17 protein-coding genes are annotated in these 22,566 nt (G+C 70.4%); 10 read left to right on the top strand and 7 right to left on the bottom strand.

Annotation, left to right across the window (positions count from 1 at the left end; all coding sequences use genetic code 11):
• Nucleotides 1-285: 285 nt before the first annotated feature.
• Nucleotides 286-708 carry a universal stress protein gene (locus ACK4UM_RS18820; RefSeq protein ID WP_409802375.1) on the bottom strand — a complete coding sequence of 141 codons (423 nt, stop codon included), beginning with the start codon at nt 706-708 and terminating at the stop codon, nt 286-288.
• Nucleotides 709-882: 174 nt separating this feature from the next.
• On the opposite strand from ACK4UM_RS18820, the gene ACK4UM_RS18815 reads away from it, so the two are divergent.
• A complete protein-coding gene (locus ACK4UM_RS18815) occupies nt 883-2,088 on the top strand; it encodes an MFS transporter (RefSeq protein ID WP_409802374.1) in 1,206 nt (401 codons plus the stop codon).
• Nucleotides 2,089-2,188: 100 nt separating this feature from the next.
• On the opposite strand, the gene ACK4UM_RS18810 is transcribed toward ACK4UM_RS18815, so the two are convergent.
• Nucleotides 2,189-2,911 (bottom strand): SDR family NAD(P)-dependent oxidoreductase, encoded by a 723-nt coding sequence (locus ACK4UM_RS18810; protein WP_409802376.1) that lies wholly within the window; start codon nt 2,909-2,911, stop codon nt 2,189-2,191.
• 316 nt (nt 2,912-3,227) lie between these two features.
• On the opposite strand from ACK4UM_RS18810, the gene ACK4UM_RS18805 reads away from it, so the two are divergent.
• Nucleotides 3,228-4,694 carry a hypothetical protein gene (locus tag ACK4UM_RS18805; protein ID WP_409802373.1) on the top strand — a complete coding sequence of 489 codons (1,467 nt, stop codon included), beginning with the start codon at nt 3,228-3,230 and terminating at the stop codon, nt 4,692-4,694.
• 294 nt (nt 4,695-4,988) lie between these two features.
• On the opposite strand, the gene ACK4UM_RS18800 is transcribed toward ACK4UM_RS18805, so the two are convergent.
• Together ACK4UM_RS18800 and ACK4UM_RS18795 are read right to left on the bottom strand one after the other, a co-directional pair.
• The gene (locus tag ACK4UM_RS18800; RefSeq protein ID WP_409802372.1) at nt 4,989-8,519 is read right to left on the bottom strand and encodes an indolepyruvate ferredoxin oxidoreductase family protein; all 3,531 of its coding nucleotides are present in this window, start codon (nt 8,517-8,519) and stop codon (nt 4,989-4,991) included.
• Between the two features lie 89 nt (nt 8,520-8,608).
• A complete protein-coding gene (locus tag ACK4UM_RS18795) occupies nt 8,609-9,526 on the bottom strand; it encodes a LysR family transcriptional regulator ArgP (protein WP_409802371.1) in 918 nt (305 codons plus the stop codon).
• 101 nt (nt 9,527-9,627) lie between these two features.
• Here ACK4UM_RS18795 and ACK4UM_RS18790 point away from each other — a divergent pair, with 101 nt between their 5' ends.
• Entirely contained in the window at nt 9,628-10,236 is a 609-nt protein-coding gene (locus tag ACK4UM_RS18790; RefSeq protein ID WP_409802370.1) for a LysE/ArgO family amino acid transporter, read from the top strand.
• A 15-nt stretch (nt 10,237-10,251) separates the two neighbouring features.
• Here ACK4UM_RS18790 and ACK4UM_RS18785 read toward each other — a convergent pair whose 3' ends face one another.
• The gene (locus tag ACK4UM_RS18785) at nt 10,252-11,589 is read right to left on the bottom strand and encodes an ABC transporter ATP-binding protein (protein WP_409802369.1); all 1,338 of its coding nucleotides are present in this window, start codon (nt 11,587-11,589) and stop codon (nt 10,252-10,254) included.
• Nucleotides 11,590-11,798: 209 nt separating this feature from the next.
• Between ACK4UM_RS18785 and ACK4UM_RS18780 the strand changes: the two genes are divergently transcribed.
• From ACK4UM_RS18780 to ACK4UM_RS18770, 3 genes are all read left to right on the top strand, one after another.
• Nucleotides 11,799-12,974 (top strand): MFS transporter, encoded by a 1,176-nt coding sequence (locus ACK4UM_RS18780; RefSeq protein WP_409802368.1) that lies wholly within the window; start codon nt 11,799-11,801, stop codon nt 12,972-12,974.
• Nucleotides 12,975-13,122: 148 nt separating this feature from the next.
• Nucleotides 13,123-13,947: an enoyl-ACP reductase FabI gene (gene fabI, locus ACK4UM_RS18775; RefSeq protein WP_409802367.1), complete on the top strand. Its 825-nt coding sequence runs from the start codon at nt 13,123-13,125 to the stop codon at nt 13,945-13,947.
• Between the two features lie 8 nt (nt 13,948-13,955).
• Nucleotides 13,956-14,540 (top strand): histidine phosphatase family protein, encoded by a 585-nt coding sequence (locus ACK4UM_RS18770; RefSeq protein ID WP_409802366.1) that lies wholly within the window; start codon nt 13,956-13,958, stop codon nt 14,538-14,540.
• An 8-nt stretch (nt 14,541-14,548) separates the two neighbouring features.
• Here ACK4UM_RS18770 and ACK4UM_RS18765 read toward each other — a convergent pair whose 3' ends face one another.
• Together ACK4UM_RS18765 and ACK4UM_RS18760 are read right to left on the bottom strand one after the other, a co-directional pair.
• Nucleotides 14,549-15,310, bottom strand: coding sequence for a hypothetical protein (locus tag ACK4UM_RS18765; protein ID WP_409802365.1), 762 nt, complete (start codon nt 15,308-15,310; stop codon nt 14,549-14,551).
• A 596-nt stretch (nt 15,311-15,906) separates the two neighbouring features.
• A complete protein-coding gene (locus ACK4UM_RS18760) occupies nt 15,907-16,569 on the bottom strand; it encodes a hypothetical protein (protein ID WP_409802364.1) in 663 nt (220 codons plus the stop codon).
• On the opposite strand from ACK4UM_RS18760, the gene ACK4UM_RS18755 reads away from it, so the two are divergent.
• The 4 genes from ACK4UM_RS18755 (at nt 16,538) to ACK4UM_RS18740 (ending at nt 22,367) form a co-directional block, all read left to right on the top strand.
• Nucleotides 16,538-18,394, top strand: coding sequence for an AsmA family protein (locus ACK4UM_RS18755; protein WP_409802363.1), 1,857 nt, complete (start codon nt 16,538-16,540; stop codon nt 18,392-18,394). The two genes, ACK4UM_RS18760 and ACK4UM_RS18755, sit on opposite strands and share 32 nt — an antisense overlap.
• A gap of 199 nt (nt 18,395-18,593) precedes the next feature.
• Nucleotides 18,594-20,015, top strand: a complete 1,422-nt coding sequence (gene flgK / locus ACK4UM_RS18750) for a flagellar hook-associated protein FlgK (protein WP_409802362.1) — start codon at nt 18,594-18,596, stop codon at nt 20,013-20,015.
• Nucleotides 20,016-20,031: 16 nt separating this feature from the next.
• On the top strand, nt 20,032-21,084 hold the full coding sequence (locus ACK4UM_RS18745; RefSeq protein WP_409802361.1) for a hypothetical protein: 1,053 nt from the start codon (nt 20,032-20,034) through the stop codon (nt 21,082-21,084).
• Between the two features lie 116 nt (nt 21,085-21,200).
• Entirely contained in the window at nt 21,201-22,367 is a 1,167-nt protein-coding gene (locus tag ACK4UM_RS18740) for an ABC transporter ATP-binding protein (protein ID WP_409802360.1), read from the top strand.
• Nucleotides 22,368-22,566 lie beyond the last annotated feature (199 nt).

Genomic DNA, 22,566 nt, shown 5'->3' with positions numbered 1-22,566 from the left:
AAGCTCCTCGTCCAGATCAACGCCGTCCTCGCCAGGGGCACCCCATGGGTCGAAAATGCCGCGTGAATATTAGTTGCTTCCCCTGCGCACGCTACGCGTGCTCCGGCCGGGGATGACACGGTGTAGCGTCTCAGTCATCCCGCACGCCGAAGGCGATCCGGGACCCATGACCACGACCTGCCAGTCGCAGCCTTTAGGCTGCGTGCCACCGACGACCGGCCCAGGCCATCCCGGGTCCGCTTCGCGGCCCGGGATGGCCGGCCCCCGTCGTTTATCCATGCTCTCTCACCGCACCACGAGCACCGAGCAGCGGGCGTGGCGCACGATGGTCGTCGCGTTCGAGCCCAGCAGATAGGTCGCCATCGTCGGCCGATGCGAGCCCACCACCACGAGATCGGCGCCGCAATTCTCCGCCTCGTCGAGCACCTCGTGATAGACGGAACCCAGGCGCACGACGGCGGAGACGCGCTCGCTCGGGAGGGGCACGCTCGCGGCGATCGCGGCGAGGCCCTCCTCGGTCTCGCGCTGCTGGTCGGCCTCGAAGTTCGGCGGCACGTATTCCATGTAGGTGACGGGGGTAAGCGGGCGCACGTAGACGAGGCGCACCGTGCCGTCGCCGACATCGGCGAGCGCGGCGGCGCGGGCGAGCGCCTCCTCGGAGGCCTTCGGCTCGGCGAGGTCGACGGGGACGAGAATCGTCTTGTACATGGCTTCGGCCTCCCTTGAGGATCGGTTCGCGGCCATCCTGCCACGCCGCGAGAGCCCCGCCTTGACACGGCGCAACGCGCGAACACGCAGACGCGGCGGGCGGCATCGCCGTTTGACAACCGGTGCTCTCGGGGCGTTGTGTCGATCCTTCGCCGATCGCATCGGAAACGAATCGTGCCCCCACGCAGCCCCCTCCTGGCGTCTCCCCTCGTCTTCCTGATGGCGCTCGCCTTCGTGAACTGGCTCGGTTTCGCGAGCTGGCAGGCGCTCCTCAACAATTTCGCCAAGGAGGCGGCGGGGTTCGACGGGTTCCAGATCGGCGTCCTCCAGTCCGTGCGCGAGATCCCGGGCTTCCTCGCCTTCACGGCGGTGTTCCTGTTCATGATCATGCGCGAGCAGACGCTCGCCTACGTCTCCCTCCTCCTGCTCGGCCTCGGCATCGCCCTGACGGGCTATCTGCCGAGCTTCTGGGGGCTGCTTCTGACGACGACGATCATGTCGATCGGCTTCCATTATTTCGAGACGGCGAACCAGGCGCTCTCCCTGCAGCTGCTCTCGAAGAAGGAGGCGCCGGTCGGGCTCGGCCGCATCCATGCGGCCTCGGCGGGCGCGCAGCTCGTCGCCTATGGCGGGATCGCGGGGGTGTACTTCCTCATGGAGCCGAGCTTCGAGCTCCTGTTCCTCGCGGCCGGCGGCGCGACGATCGCGCTCGCGCTCCTCGCGATGGCGACCTTCCGGCGCTTCCAGGGCTCGGTGGTGCAGAACAAGGGCATCATCCTGCGCTCGCGCTATTGGCTCTATTACGCGCTCACCTTCCTGTCCGGCGCGCGGCGGCAGCTGTTCATGGCCTTCGGCGCCTTCCTCCTCGTCGAGCGCTTCGGCTACGACGTGGCGGCGCTGGCGAAGCTCCTGTTCCTCACCTGCGCGATCAACATGATCGCCGCGCCCCTGATGGGCCGCATGATCGCGCGCTTCGGCGAGCGGGCGACGATCATCCTCGAGAACGTGATGCTCGTGATCGTCTTCGTCGGCTACGCCTTCACCCGCTCGGGCCTGGTCGCGGGCGCGCTGTTCGTGCTCGACGGGGTGTTCTACACGCTGACCATCGCCCAGCGCACCTATTTCCAGAAGATCGCCGATCCCGCCGACATCGCGCCCACCGCCTCGGTCGCCTTCACCATCAACCACATCGCCGCCGTGGCGATGCCGGTCACGTTCGGGGTGATCTGGATGAGCGATCCCTCGCGCGTGTTCCTGATCGGCGCCGGGATCGCCCTCGTCTCGCTCTCCCTCGCCTTCCTCGTCCCGCGACATCCGAGGCCGGGCCGCGAGACGACCCGCACCCGCGCCAGCGCCGAGGCGGCCGCGCCCGCGGAGTGATGCGGGGGGGCGATCTCCAAGGGCCGTCGTCCCGGACGCCGAAGGCGATCCGGGATGACGACCCGGACCAATTCACGAGCTTCGAGAGCGCCGCCCCCGGCTACACGTGCTGGCCGCCGTTGATGTGCAGCTCGGCGCCGTTCACGTAGGAGCTCGCGTCGGTGCACAGGAAGTAGATCGCCTTGGCGACCTCGTCGGGCGTGCCGAGGCGGCGCATGGGGATCTGCTCGACGATCTTCTCCGTGCCCGGCGAGAGGATCGAGGTGTCGATCTCGCCCGGCGAGATGGCATTCACGCGCACCCCGAGCGGGCCGAAATCGCCCGCGAGCTCGCGGGTCAGCGCCGCGAGCGCCGCCTTCGAGGTGGAATAGGCCGCCCCCGCGAAGGGGTGGACGCGCGAGCCGGCGATCGAGGTGACGTTCACGATCGAGCCCTTGGCGCGGCAGAGCTCCTCCTTGAGGCCCTGGGCGAGCAGGACTGTCGAGAAGAAGTTCACCTGGAACACGTGGCTCCAGGTCGAGAACGGGCAATCGAGCACGTCGAGCCGGCTGCCGCCGGGACCTTTGGGCGAAATGCCCGCATTGTTCACGAGCGCGTGCAGGCACGAGCCCTCGAGTTCGAGGCGCGTGCGCACGTCGGCGATGGCGCGCACCGTGTCCTCCGGGCTCGCGAGATCGACCTGGAGGTGGTCCTCCGGGCCCATCTCCCAGGGACAATTCTCGGGGAAAGCGTGGCGCGAGGCGGTGATCACGCGCCAGCCGGCGGCCGAGAAGCGCTTGACGGTCGCGTGGCCGATGCCGCGGCTCGCCCCCGTCAGCAGCATGACGCGGCGCGGGGAATTGGACGTTCTGGGATTGGGCACGGGAGGCCTCTCGAATGACGGACCGCCACACTAGCACGGATCGGGCCACCGTCGAGAGATATATGTTGTAGTAATTCTAAATAGCGCCTACTTGCGATATCTTGTCATTATCAATGCACATAGATCATATACCGGAGGCATTTACATCATTCGCATATTTCACGAAAACGTTGGACTCCTCTCTCGCGAGAGGTTGTATTTATTCTTGACGATGCATTAACGCGGCGGTTATCGTCCGCGCGAGTTCGAATGGCATGATGCTGAGAGGGATCCGGCGATGAACGCGATCAACTCCATCGGGAACGAGGGGCTCTACGGCAGGGCTCGCCAGCCCGGAAACGATTTCCAGCAAGCGCTCGACCGCGCTCAGCTCGATCTGCAGACGAGCATCGCGATGGGCGCGGGCGGGCGCGGTTCGCCGCTCGCCATCCCGCAGGGGCCGGCCATGGGCACGGCGACCGGTACGATGCCCGGTTTCGGCCAATGGGTCCCGGTCTGGGTCTATGTCGGCGCCGGTCAGCCCGGCGGCGGGCAGACGATGGGCGCGCCGCTCGCCGCCGGCGGCTGCGCGCGCAGCAACGCCTCGAGCTGCGGCTGCGCAGGCAATCTCGGCTCGCAGATGCCGACGAACGCCAACGGCCAGCCGCTCAGCGCCTTCGATTTCCGCCCGCTCGCCGGGGCCTCCGCGCCGATGCCGAGCGCCCCGCCCTTCCCGGGCACGATGCCCGGCGGGATGGGTCCCGGCAACATGGCCCCCGGACTGGCGCCGGGGATGGCCCCTCCCGGCATGCTCCCCGGCAACGGCCCGATGATGCCGATCACCGGCTGGCGCCCCGGCATGCCGGTGCCGCAGGAGGTCATCAGCGGGACGAACCCCGCCGGGATGCCGAGCATGGGCCGGCCGCATATGGGCCACGGCATGCCTGGGACGGGCCATGCGGGCGGCCACGGCGGCATGGGCGGCGTCGGCCATGGGGGCATGCACGGCATGCTCGGCCACGACGGCCACGGCTATTACACGCTCGACGGCATCGGCATGGTCCACGCCAAGGACGAGCTGCGCCGCGGCGACCATCTGCGCGACCCGACCTTCTTCAACCGCGTCGCCCGCGGCGATTTCGGCCAGTTCAGCGGCGTCTCGATGAACGTCGCGCCGAACGGCGACCTCGAGGGCCAGGTCTACATCTCCGGCCACCCCGCCGCCTTCCACCAGCTCTACGACCAGGGCCGTCGGCAGGGGCTCGAAGGCGACGCGCTCGAGCAGTACATCGCCGAGGAGCTGACCAACATCAACAATCTCGACGACATCGACGAGATCTATTGGCGCTATTGGGAGGCCCGCGGCGTGCCGCGCGCGACCCGCGACCACGATCTCCACAATACCGGCTCGATCGCCGGCGTGCTCGCGCCCGGCCAGACGCTGCGCCTCACCGGCGCCCACCAGTTCGACACCCTCACCGATCCGAAGTTCAACTACACCGCGGTGAACAGCGACCCGAGCGGCACATTCATCGACTTCTACCGCTTGTCGAACAACAACGATCCCAACAACGGCCACCACGAGGACCTCGTCGCGGCCCTGCGGATCTACCTCTCGCCCGACGAGGTCCGCCAGCTCGCGAGCGGGACGAAGCCGATCGACATCGTCAACCGCCGCTTCATCGTCAGCGACGACACCGCCGATTACCGCCTGAGCCCCGTCGCCATCCAGCGCATGCGCGCGCTGGGCATGCCGATCTTCTGACGGCGCGGAGGGGGCAGAGAGCCCCCTCTTCCGCCGGAGGGCGAGGAAACACTGCCGCATAACCCCACGCCGTCATTCCGGGGCGCGAAGCGAGCCCGGAACCCAGACTCCCGACCTCCGAGGAGCAGCCTATAGGCTGCGTCCCTCCACGCATCAATTGCATGGACGTGGAGAGCGAGCGCGCATGCGCGCTCGAACCAACGTCGGGGTTCTGGGTTCCGGGCTCGCTTCGCGCCCCGGAATGACGAGGCGGGGGTCCCGGATCGCCCTTCAGCGTCCGGAACGACACCCCGATCACTCCGCCGCCTTCGCCAGCGGCTCCGCGTCCGGGTTGCGGAAGCGCTCGAGAAGCGCCGCCTCCTCGGCCTTGGCGGCGGCGAGGTGGCGCTCCTTGACGTGGCCGAAGCCGCGGATCTTCGCCGGGATCGAGGCGAGGCCCACGGCCGTGACGTGGTTCTCCCGCGTGAGCTTCTCCACGATCTCCTCGACGAGCGCCTTGTACTCGCGGATCAGGCGGCGCTCCGTGCGGCGCTCGTGGGTGTAGCCGAACACGTCGAAGGGCGTGCCGCGCAGGCCCTTCAGCTTGGCGAGGACCCCGAAACCCTTCAGCATCCAGGGCCCGAAGGTCGTCTTCATCGGCCGGCCGGACTTGTCCTTGCGACCGAGGATCGGCGGCGCGAGGTGGAATTCGAGCCGCAGGTTCTCGCCCTCGAAGGTCTGCTCGACCTGCCGCTGGAACGAGCCGTCGGTATAGAGCCGCGCGACTTCGTACTCGTCCTTGTAGGCCATCAGCTTGAAGAGATTGCGCGCGACCGCTTCCGAGAGCGTCTCCGAGCCGGGCACCCGCTCGGCCTCCGCGTCGCGGACCTTGGCGACGAGACGCTCGTAGACCCGGGCGTAGCGCGCGCTCTGATAGGCGGTGAGGAACTCGACGCGCCGCGCGATCGCCTCGTCGAGGCTCTGCGAGAGCGTGCGCGCGGGCGTCGGCGCCTTGAGCGACGAAACGAGGCTCGCGAGCCCCGCCGGATGGGCGGCCGCGCGGCGCCCGAGGCGGAAGGCCTCGAGATTCATCGCGACCGCCTCGCCGTTGAGCTCGATCGCCCGCTCGATCGCGGCGCCCGTCAGCGGGATCGCGCCGCGCTGATAGGCGAAGCCGAGCATCATCATGTTGGCCGCGATCGCGTTGCCGAGAACGGCGGTGGCGATGGCGGTCGCGTCGAGGAAGTCCACCTTCTCGCCCGCCGCGACGCGGTTGATCTCGCGCCGCAGACGCTCGGCCGGCAGCGAGAAATCGGCGTTGCGGGTGAAGTCGCCGGGGAAGACCTCCGCGGTGTTGACGACGAGCGCCGTGCGACCCGCCGACACGCCCGCGAGCACCTTCTTCGTGCCGGTCACCACGAGATCGCAGCCGAGCACGAGATCGGCCGAGCCCGCCGCGACGCGGATCGCGTGGATCTCGTCGGGCGTGCGCGCGAGCCGCACGTGGCTGTAGACCGCCCCGCCCTTCTGCGCGAGGCCGGCCATGTCGATCATGCCGCAGCCCTTGCCCTCGAGATGGGCGGCCATGCCGATGATCGCGCCGATCGTGACGACGCCGGTGCCGCCGACCCCCGTGACGATGCAGTTCCAGGTGCGGTCGATCTCGGGGATGGTCGGCTCGGGCACGGCCTCGGGCAGCGAATCCGCCGAGCCGGCGATCTTCGCCTTCTTGGGCTTGGCGCCGTGCACCGTCACGAAGGACGGGCAGAAGCCCTGCACGCAGGAGAAGTCCTTGTTGCAGTTCGACTGGTCGATCTGGCGCTTGCGCCCGTATTCGGTCTCGAGCGGCTGCACGGCGACGCAGTTCGACTGCACGGAGCAATCCCCGCAGCCCTCGCAGACGAGCTCGTTGATGATCACGCGCTTGTCGGGATCGGGGAAGGTGCCGCGCTTGCGGCGCCGACGCTTCTCGGAGGCGCAGGTCTGATCGTAGATCATCACCGACACGCCCTCGACCTCGGCGAGCGCGCGCTGCACGCTCTCGAGCTCGGTGCGGTGATGGATCGTCATGCCGCTCGGCCATTCGATCGTCTTCGGATACTTGTCCGGCTCGTCGGTGACGAGCGCGATCCGCGAGACGCCCTCCGCGCGCACCTGGCGCGCGATCATGTCGACGGTGAGCCCGCCCTCGTGGGGCTGGCCGCCCGTCATGGCGACCGCGTCGTTGAAGAGGATCTTGTAGGTGATGTGCGTCTTCGTGTGGATCGCCCAGCGCAACGCGAGCACGCCCGAATGGTTGTAGGTGCCGTCGCCGAGATTCTGGAAGACGTGGCCGCGCTTCGAGAAGGGCGCCTCGCCGATCCAGTTCGCGCCCTCGCCGCCCATCTGGGTGAAGCCGTCGGTCGAGCGGTCCATCCACTGGACCATGTAGTGACAGCCGATGCCGGCATAGGCTCGCATGCCGTCGGGCACCTTGGTCGAGGTGTTGTGCGGGCAGCCGGCGCAGAAATGCGGCGTGCGGGTCGCGACGTCCTTCGTCAGCGCGAGCACGGTCTGCGCCTCCCGCAGCCGCTCGACGCGCCCGCGCAGGTCCTCGTCCGAATGGTAGCGCATCAGCCGCTCGCCGAGCGCGATGGCGATGTCGTTCGAATCGAGCGCGCCCTTGACGGGGAAGAGCCAGGAGCCGCCCTCGTCCTTCTTGCCGATGCAGACGGGCTGGTTGGCGGTGCCGTAGAGTTCCTCGCGGACCTGCACCTCGATGAGCGAGCGCTTCTCCTCGACCACCATGATCAGATCGAGATCGCGCGCGAAGTCGACGAGCTCGCGCTGCGAGAGCGGCCAGGGGCAGGCGACCTTGTAGAGGCGAAGCCCCATGTCGTTCGCCTTGACCTCGTCGAGCCCCAGCTCGTCCATCGCCTGGCGCACGTCGAGATAGGACTTGCCGACCGTGATGATCCCGATCTTCGGGTTGCGCCCGCCCGAGAGCACGATGCGGTTGAGGTTGTTCGCCCGCACGAAGGCGAGCATCGCGTCGCGCTTGAAGTCGTGGAGCCGCGCTTCCTGCTCGAGGATCACGTCGCCCGCGCGGATGTTGAGCCCGCCCGGCGGCATCGTGAAGTCCTCGGGGATGACGATCTTCACCCGGTCGAGGCCCGTCTCGACCGAGGCGGTCGATTCGATATTGTCCTTCACGCATTTGAAGGCGACCCAGGCCCCCGTGTAGCGGCTCATGGCGAAGCCGTAGAGCCCGTAATCGAGGATCTCCTGCACGCCCGCCGGGTTCAGGATGGGCATCATCACGTCGACGAAGTGGAATTCGGACTGATGCGCCACGGTCGAGCTCTCGGCCGTGTGGTCGTCGCCCATCAGCGCGAGGACGCCGCCGTGCTGCGCGGCGCCCGCCATGTTGGCGTGGCGGAAGACGTCGCCCGAGCGGTCGACGCCCGGGCCCTTGCCGTACCAGACGCCGAAGACGCCGTCGTGCTTGCCCTCGCCGCGCATCTGCGCCTGCTGCGAGCCCCAGATCGCGGTCGCGGCGAGCTCCTCGTTGAGGCCCGGCTGAAAGACGATGCCGGCCGCCTCGAGCTGCTTCTTGGCGCGGTAGAGGTTGAGGTCGAGCCCGCCGATCGGGGAGCCGCGATAGCCGGAGACGAGGCCGCGCGTGTCGAGGCCCGCGAGCCGGTCGCGCTCGCGCTGCATCAGGAGCATGCGGATGATCGCCTGCGTCCCCGTGAGGAAGACGCGCTCCTTCGTCAGATCGTACTTGTCGTCGAGGGAGACCTCGCGCAGGGCTCGCGCCTGCGGCGTCTCGGCGGCACTCGTCCGGTCGACCCGTACATCGTCCATGGCATCACTCCTCCGCCGCGCCACGTCGATTCCCGATCTTCGCGCGTATTATGTCAGCAATGCTGACATATCCGCTCTCGGAGGTCAACTTAAGTCGCAAGCGCGGCGTTCCGGTCTGGCGGCACGAGCCACGCGCCCGCAGCCCTCTTCACGCTCGCGGTGAGCCCCCTCAGCGCGCGCGCCGCGATGCGGGTCGTCTGCCAGGCGAGCGGAACGTCGAGCGGCGTCAGCGGCCCGAGATCGACGAGACGCCCGGCGGCGATGTCGCGCGCGACGAGCCGCTCCGGGTTCATCCCCCAGCCGAGCCCGGCGCGGGCCGCGTCGAGGAAGGCGCGGCTCGAGGGCAGGCGGTGGGCGGGGAGCGGGACCCCATGCCCGAGCAGCGCCTCGACGAAGCGCTCCTGCAGCCGATCCTTCTCCGAATAGAGGAGGCTCGGCGCGCGCGCGAGCGCCGCCGCGTTCACCCCGTCCGGGAACCAGCGCGCGCAGAAAGCCGGGCTCGCGGTGGCGCGGTAGCGCAGGGCGCCGAGCGGGTGGACGTCGCAGCCCTGGACCGCGGCGGCGCTCGTCGAGACCGCGGCCGCCACCTCGCCGCGGCGAAGCCAATCGGCGCTGTGGGCCTCGTCGTCGACGACGACGTCGAACAGCACCCCCTCCCCCGCGCCGCTCGCCGCCCCCGCCATCGCCTCGACGAACCAGGTGACGAGGCTGTCGCCGTTGACGGCGATCCGCACCCGCGCGGGCGCCGACGCCTCGAGCCCGATCTCGGCGGCGAGCTCGCGCTCGAGGAGCGTCACCTCCGCCGCATGCCGCGCGATCCGCTCCCCCGCCGGCGTCCCGCGGCAGGGCTGGCCGCGCACGATCAGCACCGTCCCGAGCCGCTCCTCGATGAGCCGCACGCGCTGGGACACCGCAGACGGCGTGACCCCGAGCTCCGCCGCCGCCTTCTCGAAGGAGCCGGTGCGGATCACGGCGGCGACCGCGGCGACGAGGGGGTAGTCGAGCATGGGTCGATGAAGCAGCGCTAATGCGGGGATAGACGATTTTGTTTTTCTAATGCCGGACAGCGCGGTAGGGCAAGGGCGATCTCGTCGGAGCCTCGTCCCCCATGCTCGCCTTCACCTCCGGTTTCCTCGTCAGCCTCGGCCTCATCGTCGCGATCGGCGCGCAGAACGCCTTCGTGCTGCGCCAGGGCCTCAAGGGCGAGCACGTCTGGCCGGTGACGCTGACATGCGCGCTGTCGGACGCGATCCTGATCGCCGCCGGCGTTGCGGGATTCGGCCTGATGGTCGCCGCCGCCCCCTGGCTCGCCCCGGCTCTGACCTATGCGGGCGCGGCCTTCCTCGTCTGGTACGGCCTCTCGAGCCTGCGCGCGGCGGCGACGGGGACGGGTGCGCTCGATCCGGCGCGGGCGGAGCCGAGCGCGAGCGGGCTCCCGCGGGTGATGGGCCTCACCCTCGCCTTCACCTGGCTCAACCCGCACGTCTATCTCGATTCGGTCGTGTTCATCGGCTCGGTCTCGACGCAATTCGACGAGCCGGCCACGTTCGGCGCGGGTGCCGCCACCGCCTCGGCCCTCTTCTTCCTCGCGCTCGGCCACGGCGCCCGCTTCCTGCGGCCGGTCTTCGCGAAGCCTGAAGCCTGGCGCGTGCTCGAGGGCGTGATCGGGGTGACGATGCTCGCGCTCGCGGGGAAGCTGATGGTGGGGATCTCGTGAGACGGGGGGCGCCCATCAGCGGTGCGTGATCTCGACGACGGTGAAGCCGCGCACGATCGCCGCGGCGAGCGCGGCGCAGGTCATCTCCCGATTCTCCGCGTCGAGATTGGCGTCCCATTCGTCGAGGAGGACGATGCAGGGGTCGTGGTCGGCGAGCACCGCCTCGATCTCGGCCCGCTTGCGCTCGCCCGACGATCCCCCGGCCGACTGCGAAGGCAAGTCGATCGCGCAATCGGGAGGCACGTAGACGGCGCTCGTCCCGAGCCGCTCCTTGAGCGAAAGAAGCAGCGTCGTCTTGCCGGCGCCGTTGCCCCCTCGGATCGTGATCCGGCGCGGACCCGCGAGACAGAACTCGACGAGGCGCTCGACGGTCTCGATCCTCTCCCTCTCGCCATCGACGCGCACCTCGATGCGCGACAGGTCGATCCGTGCGCGGGGCGAGGCCGGAATCAGGAGCGAGCGGACGACCTCGAACCGGCCGGCGACCTGGCTCCATTCGAACACGAGCGCCATCATGTGCCCCAGGAGCGACAGGATGAAGAACACGCGCGGCATCGTCACGAGGAGCGCGGCGAGGTAGCTCGCGTCGTCCGCGTGGGCATAGGCGAGGAAGCCCGCCGCGATCACGACGGGCGACATCGCCGCGATGGCGAGCGCCGCGGCCGAGAGGAAACGGATGCGGCTCTCGCGCGCGACGGCGGCGAGATGAGCCGCGTGCGCCTGCGCGAGCCGCGCCTTCCAGGTCGTGCGCGAGAGCGGATTGGCGAGGACGACGTTGGGCCAGATCCGCCGGGCGAGCGAGACGGTGTCGACCCGGCGCGCCTCCGCCGCATGCGCCGCGTCGGCGGCGATCGCGTAGAAGAGGCGCATGTAGACCGCGCAGAGCAGGATGCTGACTGCGAATGCGATCGCGAGCATCGGATCGACGATCGCCGCCACCGCGATGATGCCGAACACGGTCGCGAACCCGCATTGCGACAGGTCGTAACCGTAATCGGCCCCATGCCCGATCGCATTCGGCGCGCTGTTGGAGAAGATCGTCGAGACGGCCTCGGCTCTCTCGCGATCCGCGAAGACGATCGCCCGGTCCGGAAGCCGATCGGCACCGACGTCATGAAAGTCGCGCACGCTCGACGCAGCCCAGAGGCGCCAGCAATATTGCGCCGCCACGCCTGGGCCGTAGGGCAGGACCAGCGCGACGAGATACGCGACGAACAGCCCGAGCGCCTCCGACACCGCCCCCTCGGCGAGGCGCATCGCGGAGAGCCCGAGAAGCACGATCGATCCCGCCACGATCCCCTGCTGCAAGGCGCCGAACGCGAGCATGCCCATGAGATGGCGGTTGGCGATCATGCCGCGCATCGTGTGGCGGAGCGTGGCGGATGGTGGAGCGGCGAGCGGGCGCATCGGGTCGTGCCTCGGTCGGTAGCGCAGGCAGGAACGCAGACGCTGCAATTCCGGCGAGTTTTCGACGCGCCTCCCCCCGCCCCCTTTGCGCCCACCGCCAATCCGTGCATGATCACTCCTGGCGCAACCCCACGCCCGCGCCCCGAGTCGTGCCCATGACCGCCCGCATCGCCCTGTTCTATTACGCCGTGTTCCTGTCGGCCGGCGTGTACAACACGATCTTTCCCGTCTGGCTGCACGAGCGCGGGCTCTCGCTCGCGGAGGTCTCGCTCGTCCTGTCGGTGCCGATCGCGGTCAAGCTCCTCGTCGACCCGCTGATGGGCGCGCTCGCGGACCGGACCGGATGGCGAAAGCGGCTCGTGGTCGGGCTCGTCGCGGCCACGGCTTTGTGCAACGCGCTCTTCGCGCTCGCGCACACCTTTCCGCAGATCCTGGGCGTGGCCCTTCTGTCCGGCCTCTTCTGGTCCGCGGTGATGCCGCTCGGCGACAGCATCGTGTCGCGCCGGCTCGCTCTGACACCCGTGCCGTACGGGCGCGCGCGCTCCTTCGGTTCCCTTTCGAAGCTCACGACCAGCGCCATCGCCGGCGCCGTCGCCGTCGTCCTCGCGGATGCCGCGATCGTGCTGCTCGTCGCCTGCTACGTCGTGGCCCTCATGGTCGTTTCGCTCGCGCTGCCGGCGGACGACGTCCATACGCCCGGAAAGCCTCGGTCCAGCGCCGCTTCGCCTCACCCGCTCGATGCGGATCCGCCGCGCGCGGCGCTCCTCGTGATGCTCGCGGTCGCGCTGGTGCTCGGCGCACACGCGCTCCTCTATGCCGTCGGGAGCCTCTATTGGACGAGCCTCGGCTTCTCCTCGACGACCATCGCCCTGTTCTGGGCGGCGGCTCTCTTGGCCGAGATCGTGGTCTTCCTGCTGAGCGATCGCGCGGGCCTGCGGCGCATCGCGCCGGCGACCCTCGTCGCGATCGGGGCGATCGCCGGCATCGTGCGTTGGCTCGGCCTGACCGTCGCCACCGATCCGATCGCGATCGCCGGCCTCCAGGCCCTGCAGGGGGCGACGCTCGCTGGCGTGAACGTCGCGCTGATGCGCTACGTCACCGAGAAGGTCTCGCCGCTGATGGCGTCGCGCACCTTCGGGCGCGTCGCGGCGATCTCGCACGGGCTCGTGCCCCTGTCGGTGACGATCGTCGCGGGGCCGCTTCTCGCGGGCATCGGCGCGGCCGTTTTCGGCCTCGGAGCCGTCCTCTGCGCGACGGCGCTCGCAATGGTTGCGATCGCGGTACGCATCGCCGCGCGCGCGAAACCGGCACGCACCGTTTCCGCCGCATAGCTTCGCGCGCGAGCGCCGCACGACGTGGCCGGGGAAAACGTCGCAACGCGGCGTGGCGGTCGCGTGCTTGCTCTTCCCCCCGGCGGCGGCGTCGGCTAAGACACGGACGGGAAGCGGCTGCGGCCAAACAGACCAATTCGGGTGTTTCATGGCAGAAAACACGACGACCGGCGTCATGGCCGGCAAGCGCGGGCTCATCATGGGCGTGGCCAACAACCGGTCGATCGCCTGGGGGATCGCGAAGGCGGCGCGCCAGCACGGGGCCGAACTCGCCTTCACCTATCAGGGGGACGCGCTGCGCAAGCGGGTCGAGCCGCTCGCCAAGGAGCTCGACGCGGCGGTCGTCGGCCATTGCGACGTGACCGACCCCGCCTCGATGGACGCCGTCTTCGCCGAGGTCGAGAAGCTGTGGGGCTCGCTCGATTTCGTCGTCCACTGCATCGCCTTCTCCGACAAGGACGAGCTGACCGGACGCTACGTCGACACCTCGGAGGCGAACTTCAACCGCTCTCTGAACATCTCCTGCTATTCCTTCACGGCCGTTGCGCAACGCGCCGAGAAGCTGATGACGAATGGCGGCTCGCTCGTGACGCTGACCTATTACGGCGCCGAGAAGTGGATGCCGCACTACAACGTCATGGGCGTCGCCAAGGCCGCGCTCGAGGCCTCCGTGCGCTATCTCGCCGCCGATCTCGGCGAGAAGAACATCCGCGTCAACGCGATCTCGGCCGGGCCGATCAAGACGCTCGCCGGGTCCGCGATCGGCGATTTCCGCTACATCCTCAAGTGGAACGCCTACAACGCGCCGCTGCGCCGGAACACCACCATCGAAGAGGTGGGCGAGAGCGCGGTGTTCCTCCTGTCGGACATGGGCCGGGGCGTCACGGGCGAGGTCATCCACGTCGATTCCGGCTATCACGTCGTGGGCATGAAGAACCCCGACGCGCCCGACATCACCCTCGATCGGGATTGAGAGCGCGCGTGACGGCACCGGTTCTCTACCTCGTCCGCCACGGCGAGACCGATTGGAACGCGCAAGGGCGGCTGCAGGGCGGGCGGGACATCCCCCTCAACGCGCTCGGCCGCGTCCAAGCGGCGGCGGCGGCGCGCATCCTGAAGGGCCTCGTCCGCAATCCGGGCACGCTCGACTACGTAGCCTCCCCGCTCTCCCGCGCGCGGGAGACGATGGAGATCCTGCGCGAGACGCTCGGCCTGCCGGCGGCGGAGTACCGTGCCGACGAGCGGCTCGTCGAGATCGGCTTCGGCGAGTGGGAGGGGCTCACCTGGCCGGAGATCCGCGCGCGCGACCCCGAGCGGGCGATCGCGCGCGAGGCGGACAAGTGGGGCTATCGCCCGCCCGGCGGGGAGAGCTACGCGGATCTCCTCTCCCGGATCGCGCCGGCCTTCGGCGCGCTCGCCCGCGACACGGTCGTCGTCTCGCACGGCGGCGTCGCGCGCGCCGCGCTCGCCCATCTGTGCGACCACGCGCCCGAGCAGGCGCCGCACATGGAGATCTGGCAGGGCCGCGTCCTCGTCGTGCAGAGCCGTCGCTGGCGCTGGGTCTGACGGCGCTCTCAACGCTTGAGCGGAAACACGTCCCCGAGATCGTCGGCGCGGCCCGGCTCGAGACCGCCCGCGGCCATCTCCGCGCGGGCCGCGTAGCCGGCGCAGGCTTCGAGCGTGCCGACGTCGAGCCGCGCGAGCCCGCCGATCTCCGCCTCGAGCGCGACGACCGACCGCTCGGCGTCGATCGCCTCGCGCTGGGGCGCCGCGATCGCCAGCCGCTCGAGCGCGTAGCGGTAGCGCCCCGCCCGCGCGCCCGCCTCGTCGCGGACCCAGGCGACGAGGCAGCGATTCTCCGCGACCCGCGCCGCCGCCGCCCGCGCCTCGCCTTCGACCAGGGTGGTCACGTGGAGGAGCATCTTCAGCCGCGCCTCGTCCGCCTCCATGACGCGCGTCGCGATCGCGAGGAAGGGCGGCAGGAGCGCGCGGTCGGCCTGGGCGTCCTCCGCGATCCGACGGAAGAGCGGCGCGGGCGAGTCGCCGCGCGAGGCGACGAGCGCATGATGGTAGCCCTCGACCGGCGCCGAGAGCGGCGGCAGCACGCGGGCGCGGGAGAGCTCGGCGATCGCCGCCTCGATCGACTGCCCTTCGTGGGCGGGCATGAGGAAGCGCCAGGCGCGGCGGCGCAGCTCGCGCTCGTCGTCGGTGAGAATCATCCACGAGGCCGGCTCGCCGCGCAGCTCGGCCGCGATTCGGCCGACGAAAGGCAGAGCGCGATCCGTCAGGAGCGAAGGCGCCGGGCGGCCGAGATCGCCCTGCGGGGCGCAGGCCACGATCGCGAGCGGAATCGCGAGGAAGAGCGCGGCGCGAGACGCGCTAGCGGCGACGGCGACCCGGCGCGGTGCCTGTCCGGCTCGCGTCTCTCGAGGGTCCCCGCTCATAGATCACCCCGGTAAAGAGCAGAACGACACCGCGCGGGGCGTCGGCGGGGAGCGGGGTCGCGGGGCGGCGCCGACGATGCTCGTCGATCGACACGATCCGGCAGCCGGCGCGTCGTCCGCCGGGGCGCTCTCGCTCGTGCCTGGTCTCGTGCATGCCGCCCATGAGCCCGTTCCCGTCCGCTCGTCCGCTCGTCCGGACACCGCCTCGCGGTATCGGGATTGTCGAACCCCAATGGTTAACGTCCGGTTTCCGAAGCGGGAGAGGAAAAGCCCCTAGGGGCGATCAAGTAAGGGATCGGCGCAAAAAAAGAGCCGCCTTGCGGCGGCCCTGTAAGTCTAGGGAGGAAACGCCCCGGAGGGCCGTGCGGCGGCGGGACGTGGTCCGTTCGCCGCAACGCGGCTGGACATAGATCGTTCACATGTGAACCGCAAGCGGAATCGGTCGATCGCGACCGTTTTTCGCTCCTCCCGGAACGTACGCTCGGGTCTCACGCCGCATTCACGACCGAAATCACGCGAAACGTGTGCATCTCGTCCTCGTGCGCGATGGAGACGTACTCCCCTACCTGCAGCACGTGATCGCCCAGGCGATAGGTCGCCTCGTCGTCGTCGCTGCGCTCCGGATCGTAGTCGATCACCCAAGTGTGACCGCCGACGCCGCCGGCCCGGTGGACCAGGTGGCCGATCTCGTCCTTCTCCCCGGCCCAGAACCGGCGCACCCGGCAAGCGTCGCGGCGCTCGCGCCAGGCCTGCGGATCGATGCGCCCGTCGGCGCCCAGCGGCGCGACGATGTCGTAGCCGTGGCGGCTCGAGCCCTCGGGATGCTGACGGTCGCGGGCGAGATGCAGCGTGATTCGCTTGAAGCTATGGGGGAGACTCATGACGCTCGTGTTCCTCCGGTGTGATCTTGCGATGTGTTGCCAATCGAGCACGCCCGCGCGACGCATGCCTTGATCCGCCGCAATGGCGCGGGTTCCGAGCCTCGCTGCCGCACCTTCGCCGCGTTTGGGGTCGAGGGAAGAGCGTGGCACCGCGTTTGCACGAGCGCGGCGCCGGCGGTTAAGAATGCCGGACGCGATCGGCGCGACGCCGACGCCCTGGCCTCGACGACGGTGGGGAATGCGCAAGTCGACTGTCAGAAGAGCGCTCATCGGCGCCGCAGCGCTCGCCCTCGTCGCCCTGGCGGTGATGGCGGCGGCGCCCTGGACCGTCTCCTCCGAGGCGCTGCGGGCGAGCGTCGGGCGCCAGCTCGAGCGCGAGATCGGGCTCGATCTCACCGCCGCCGGCCGCACCACGATCGCCTTCCTGCCGGTCCCGCGCATCAAGCTCGAGGGGGTGACGGTCGCCACGCCCGAAGGCGAGGAGGTCGCGCGGGCGGGCGCGCTGCGGGCGCGCATCGCCTGGGCGCGCCTGCTCTACGGCCGCATTCGCCTCCTCGACGCGTCCCTGTCCCAGGCCCGGATCCATGTCGGCATCGACGCGGAGGGCCGGTCGCCTTGGGATTCGGCCCTCGCCGAACTGACCCGCCGGATGGTCGAGGGCGAGGCGACCGAGATCGAATCGGTCGGTCTCCACGACGTCACGATCACCTTCGTCGATGCGCGCGACGGGCGTCGCGAGGTCGCCCGCGGGGTCGATCTCACCCTCGCCTGGCCCGATCCGCGCGGGCCGCTCGCGGTGCAAGGGCGCGGGAGCCTGCGCGGGGAGGTCGTCGACGTCTCGATTTCCGGGCTCGTCCCCTCCGAGCTGATGCAGGGGCGCCGCAGCGCCGTCGACCTGCGCGTCTCCTCCCGCCTCGGGCGCGTCTCGCTGAAGGGGACCCTTGCCCGCGGGCACGACACGCCCTGGTTCGCCGGGCGTCTCGCCGCCGAGACGCGCTCGGCCGCCGAACTCCTCACCTGGCTCGGCGCGGACCTGCCGATGGGCCCGCTCGTCGGCCCGCTCGGGCTCGACGGCGACGCCACCGGCGTCGGACGCACCCTGTCGATGCCGGCCGTACGCGTCACCCTCGGGTCGGACCGCCTCGATGGCGCGATGAACGCGCGTGCCCAGGACGGGCGCGTGGCGGTCACCGGCACGCTCGCCGCCGACAGGCTCGACTTCACCCGCTTCATCGCGCCGATCCTCGACCAGACCGATCCGGCGGCGACCGTGCGGCGCGTGCCGCTCTCGCTCGCAGGCGTCACGGCCGGCGATCTCGACCTGCGGATCTCGGCCGCCGACGCGCGGGCCGGGCGGCTTCGCCTCGCCGACGTCGCGTTGAGCCTCCTCGTCCAATCCGGCCGCGTCGAGGCCTCGCTGTCGCGGGCCGAGCTCGCGGGCGGGACCGTCCGCTCGCGCTTCGCCCTCGTCGAACGTCCCGAGGGCGTCGAGCTGCGCCTCGAGGGCGAGGGGCGCGACATCGATTTCGGCATCGTGAGCCGCGACGTCGGCACGCAATGGATCACCGGCCGCGGCGCCTTCGAGCTCGACGTCTCCGGCACCGGCGTCAGCGGCAACGATCTCCTCGCCGCGCTCGACGGCACGGTCGCGCTCGAAGTCGCCGCCGGGGAGTTCGTCGGGATCGATCTCGCCGAGGCCCTGCGCCGGTTCGAGCGGCAGCCGCTCACCGCCGCCCACACCCTGCGCTCGGGCCGCACGCCCTTCACGAGCGCGAGCGCGACCCTCGTCGTCGAGGAAGGAAGCGGCCGTTTCGTCGACGCGCGCTTCACCGGGGCGCGGGTCTCCGGCATGCTGGAGGGTACCCTGTCGGTCTCCGAGCGCTCGATCGACGCGAAGGCGGCGGTCGAGAGCAACGGCCCCGTCGGCGAGGCGAACCTCATCTCCGCCCTCACCTTCGGCTTCAGGGGGCCGCTCGGCAATGTCGATCTCGTCCCCGACGCGAAGGCTCTGATCCAGCGCTCGGGCGCCGCACGCCTCCTCCTCGGCATCCCCGCCGACGCCGCCCAGCCCGGCCTCGCCCCGGCGGCGCGCTGACGGGCTCTGGGACGACGACGGCGGAGCCGCCCCACCGGCAGAATCTGCCGCCCACCCGGCGAAAATCGCCGACTGACGCTGCGTTCTCGACGATCGAGACAAGGAAAGCGCAAGGGATTTGCGCTGGCATGGTGCTTGCCCAGAAGGGGCGCCGGGCGCGTGCGCCGCATCCGTCCGGCTTCGACGGAGGTCGAGCGCCATGACTCTGATGTCGGCCCTGAGCGCCGCGATGACCGGCCTGCGCGCCACGCAGGCGGGGATGAACGTCGTCTCGCAGAACGTGGCCAATGCCGGCTCGCCCGGCTACACGAAGCGCCGCACGCTCCCCGTCGAGGCGGTCGCGGGCGGCCGCTCGGCGGGCGTGCGCACCGGGGAGGTCCAGCGCGTCCTCGACACGGTGCTGCAGCGCCAGCTGCGCCAGGAGAATTCGGGGGCGGGCTACACCTCCGTGCGGGCGAACATGGCGGGCGCGCTCGATCGGCTCTACGGCGCGCCCGGCACCGCGAGCGCCCTCGACACCCTGATGAACGGCTTCGCCGGCGCCCTCGATCGGCTCGTCGACGATCCCGCGAGCGCGGCGGCCCGCAACGGCGTGCTCGACGCCGCGCGCGCCGCCGCCCGGCGGATCAACCAGATCGCCACGGGCGTCCAGGCGCTGCGCACGGAGGCCGAGGGCCGCATCGCTTCGGGCGTCGCCCAGGCCGACGAGCTCCTCCAGGGCATCGAGCGCGTCAACCAGAGCATCGTCTCCTCGAGCACCCGCTCCGCCGCCCTCGAGGACGAGCGCGACCGCCTGATCGACCAGCTCTCCCGCCTCGTCGACCTGCGGGTGATGCCGGCGGATGCGGGCGCGGTGACGATCACGACGGGCTCGGGCCAGACGCTGTTCGACGGCGCCCGGGCCGTGCGGCTGACCTTCGACGCCCGCTCGACGCTCGGCCCCGACAGCCTCGCCGGCTCCGATCCGCAGAGCGTCGGAATCATCCGCGCGTCCGGCGGCGCGCTCGAGGTCGATCTCGTCCAGGCGGGCGCGTTCCGCTCCGGCATGATCGGCGCCGCGCTGGAGATGCGCGACGTGACCCTCGTCCAGGCGCAGGCCCAGCTCGACACCCTCGCCGCCGGCATCGCCGCCCGCGTCGTGCAGCCCGGCGTCAATCCCGGCGATCCGCCGCTCTTCGCGCTCTTCAACCAGCCGACGGGGCCGAACCAGCCCCGCGGCTTCGCCCAGATGATCGCCGTCGCGACGACGAACCCGGCCGCCCTCGTCGACGGCCTCGCCGGCGACGCGACCCGGCCGCAGGCGCTGCGCGCCGGGCTCGACGCGGACATCACCTTCCCCGCGACCCTCGGCCTCGCCGGCAACGCCGTGTTCGAGGCGAGCGCGCTGACCGGCGCCCGGCGGATCATCGAGGTCCAGGGCGCCGCCGCCGAGGCCGCCGCCCGGCTCGACGAGGGCCAGCGCGTCGCGCTCGCCGCCATCGAGGGCCGCTTCTCGGAGGTCTCCGGCGTCGACATCGACGAGGAGATGACGCAGCTCGTGATGCTTCAGACCGCCTACGGCGCCAATGCGCGCGTCATGACGGCGGTGCGCGAGATGCTCGAAACGCTGATGCGGATCTGACGAGGGACGCCCGCTCATGACCAACATCGCCCCCTTCGCCGCCGGCGCCTTCACGATGCGCGAGACCGCGCGCGGCCTCACCGACATGCGCCGCGCCGGCGAGGCGCTGCAGCGCCAGCTCGCCTCGGGCCGCCGCTCCGACAATTTCGCCGGGCTCGGCTTCGAGCGGCGCACGAGCCTCGACGCCCGCGCCCAGCTCGCGCGGCTCGAGAGCTTCCAGGCGACGATCACCCGCACGGACGGGCGCCTCAAGGCGACGATCCAGGCCGTCGAGCAGCTCGATCGCATCGGCGCCGACACCCGCACGATGGCACTCGACGCCATGTCGAACGTCCGTGATTCGCAAGGCCGCCCGCAGGTCCAGGCGCTCGCGCGCAACAACCTCGCCTTCGCGGTCGACATCCTCAACACGAAATTCGGCGACAACCACCTCTTCGCCGGGCGCGCGAGCGACGAGCGGCCGGTCCTGCCGGTCGGCGAGATCATGAGCGCGCTCGAGGCCGCGATCGACGCCGATCCGCTCGTCTCGCGCAACGATCCGGCCGGCCTCCTCGCCTTCGTCGACAATTTCTTCGGCCCGAACTCCACCGCGTGGCAGCCCGCCGGCGCCGATCGCCCGGGCACGACGCCCCCGCTCGACGCCCGCGACACGGTGCGCGCCCGCATCGACGACGGGGAGACGATCGCGATCGGCGCGCGCGCGAACGAGGACGCCTTCCGCCGCCTCCTCGTCGGCCTCGCCGCGATGTCCGTCGCCGACACGACGAGCGCGAGCGGCATGAGCGCGGAGCAATACGACGCGCTCGCCCGCGAGGTCGCCGCCTTCATGAGCGAGGAGCCGATGCCGCGCAACGTCGCGGTGGATCTCGGCCTCGCGCATTCGCGCATGGGCGCCGCCAAGGAGCGCCACCTGGCCTCGGCCGCGCTGCTGCAGCAGGCGGTCGACGGGGTGGAGGGCATCTCGGCGGAGGAAACCGCGATCTCGCTCCTCACCCTGCAGACGCGCCTCCAGGCGAGCTACCAGACGACCGCGAGCCTTTCGCGGTTGTCGCTCGTGAACTTCCTCTGAGGCGGGTTCTCGCGGCGGTTTCTCGCGGCTGGGGTCACGCACGTGTTGCGTCCCCCGTTCCTTTTGCCCTAATGGCGTTCGCCTTTGCCGTGCCGCCGCCTTGGGGGAGGGCCGAATTGCCCGTATCCGAGAAGACCTCGCGCGCCGTGGGCGCGGTCCGCCAGTCCTTCGCGCCGTGGAAGGACCCCGCCGCGCGCCCGCTGATCCGCTTCGAGGGCGTCACCAAGCGCTTCGGCGAGACGGTGGCGGTCGAGACCGTGGATCTCTCGATCTTCGAGAACGAGTTCTTCTGCCTGCTCGGGCCCTCCGGCTGCGGCAAGTCGACGCTCATGCGCATGCTCGCGGGCTTCGAGGAACCGAGCGCCGGGCGCATCCTGCTCGCCGGCGAGGATCTGGCGGGCGTGCCGCCCTATCGGCGGCCGGTCAACATGATGTTCCAATCCTACGCGCTCTTCCCCCACATGAGCGTGGAGAAGAACGTCGCCTTCGGGCTCAAGCAGGAGGGGCTGCCGAAGGACGAGATCGCCGCGCGCGTCGCGGAGATGCTGGAGCTCGTCCAGATGCAGCGCTTCGCCGCGCGCAAGCCCCACCAGCTCTCGGGCGGCCAGCGCCAGCGCGTCGCGCTCGCCCGCTCGCTCGCCAAGCGCCCGAAGGTGCTCCTCCTCGACGAGCCGCTCGGCGCGCTCGACAAGAAGCTGCGCGAGGAGACGCAGTTCGAGCTGATGGACATCCAGGTCGAGCTCGGCACCACCTTCCTCATGGTCACCCACGACCAGGAGGAGGCCATGACCATGGCCGACCGCATCGCGGTGATGGACCACGGACGCCTCGTGCAGGTCGCGACGCCGGGCGAGATCTACGAGCAGCCGAAGAACCGTTTCGTCGCGCAATTCGTGGGCGACATCAACATCCTGGAGGGCGCCGTTCGGAGCCGCTGCGAGAGCGGCCTGTGGCGCGTCGCCACCCCCGCCGCCGCGACCCCGCTCGAGATCGACGATCCCGACGAGGTCCTGTCCGAAGGCCAGGCCGTCGCCGTCGCCGTGCGGCCGGAGAAGATGGTCGTCTCCCACGAGCGGCCCGACCTCCCCAACGTCCTCTCCGGCGAGGTCTGGGACATCGGCTATCTCGGCGATTGGACGATCTACCGCATCAAGCTCGACACCGGGCAGATCATCCGCGTCTCGCGCGCCAACATGACCCGCTTCGTCGATCGGCCCGTCGACTGGGAGGACCGCGTCCATATCGGCTTCCCTCCCGACGCCGCCGTGATCCTCTCGGAATGAGGAGGGGCGGGATGCGCGCGACATCGCCGACGACATCCCTCCCCGGAGGGGAGGGTGGACTTTCGAGCGGAGCGAGAAAGGCCGGGTGGGGCCCGGGTGGAGAATGTTCTTCAAGCGTAGGGCCCCACCCGACCCCTGTCGCTGCCGCTCCAGGGGCCACCCTCCCCTACGGGGAGGGATTCGCGCCCCCATCCCTCCC

The sequence above is a fragment of the Salinarimonas sp. genome, from assembly GCF_046292825.1.
Lineage (GTDB): Bacteria > Pseudomonadota > Alphaproteobacteria > Rhizobiales > Beijerinckiaceae > Salinarimonas.
The sequence above is the reverse complement of the archived record's forward strand: the minus strand, read 5'-3'. Positions and strand labels throughout refer to the sequence as shown.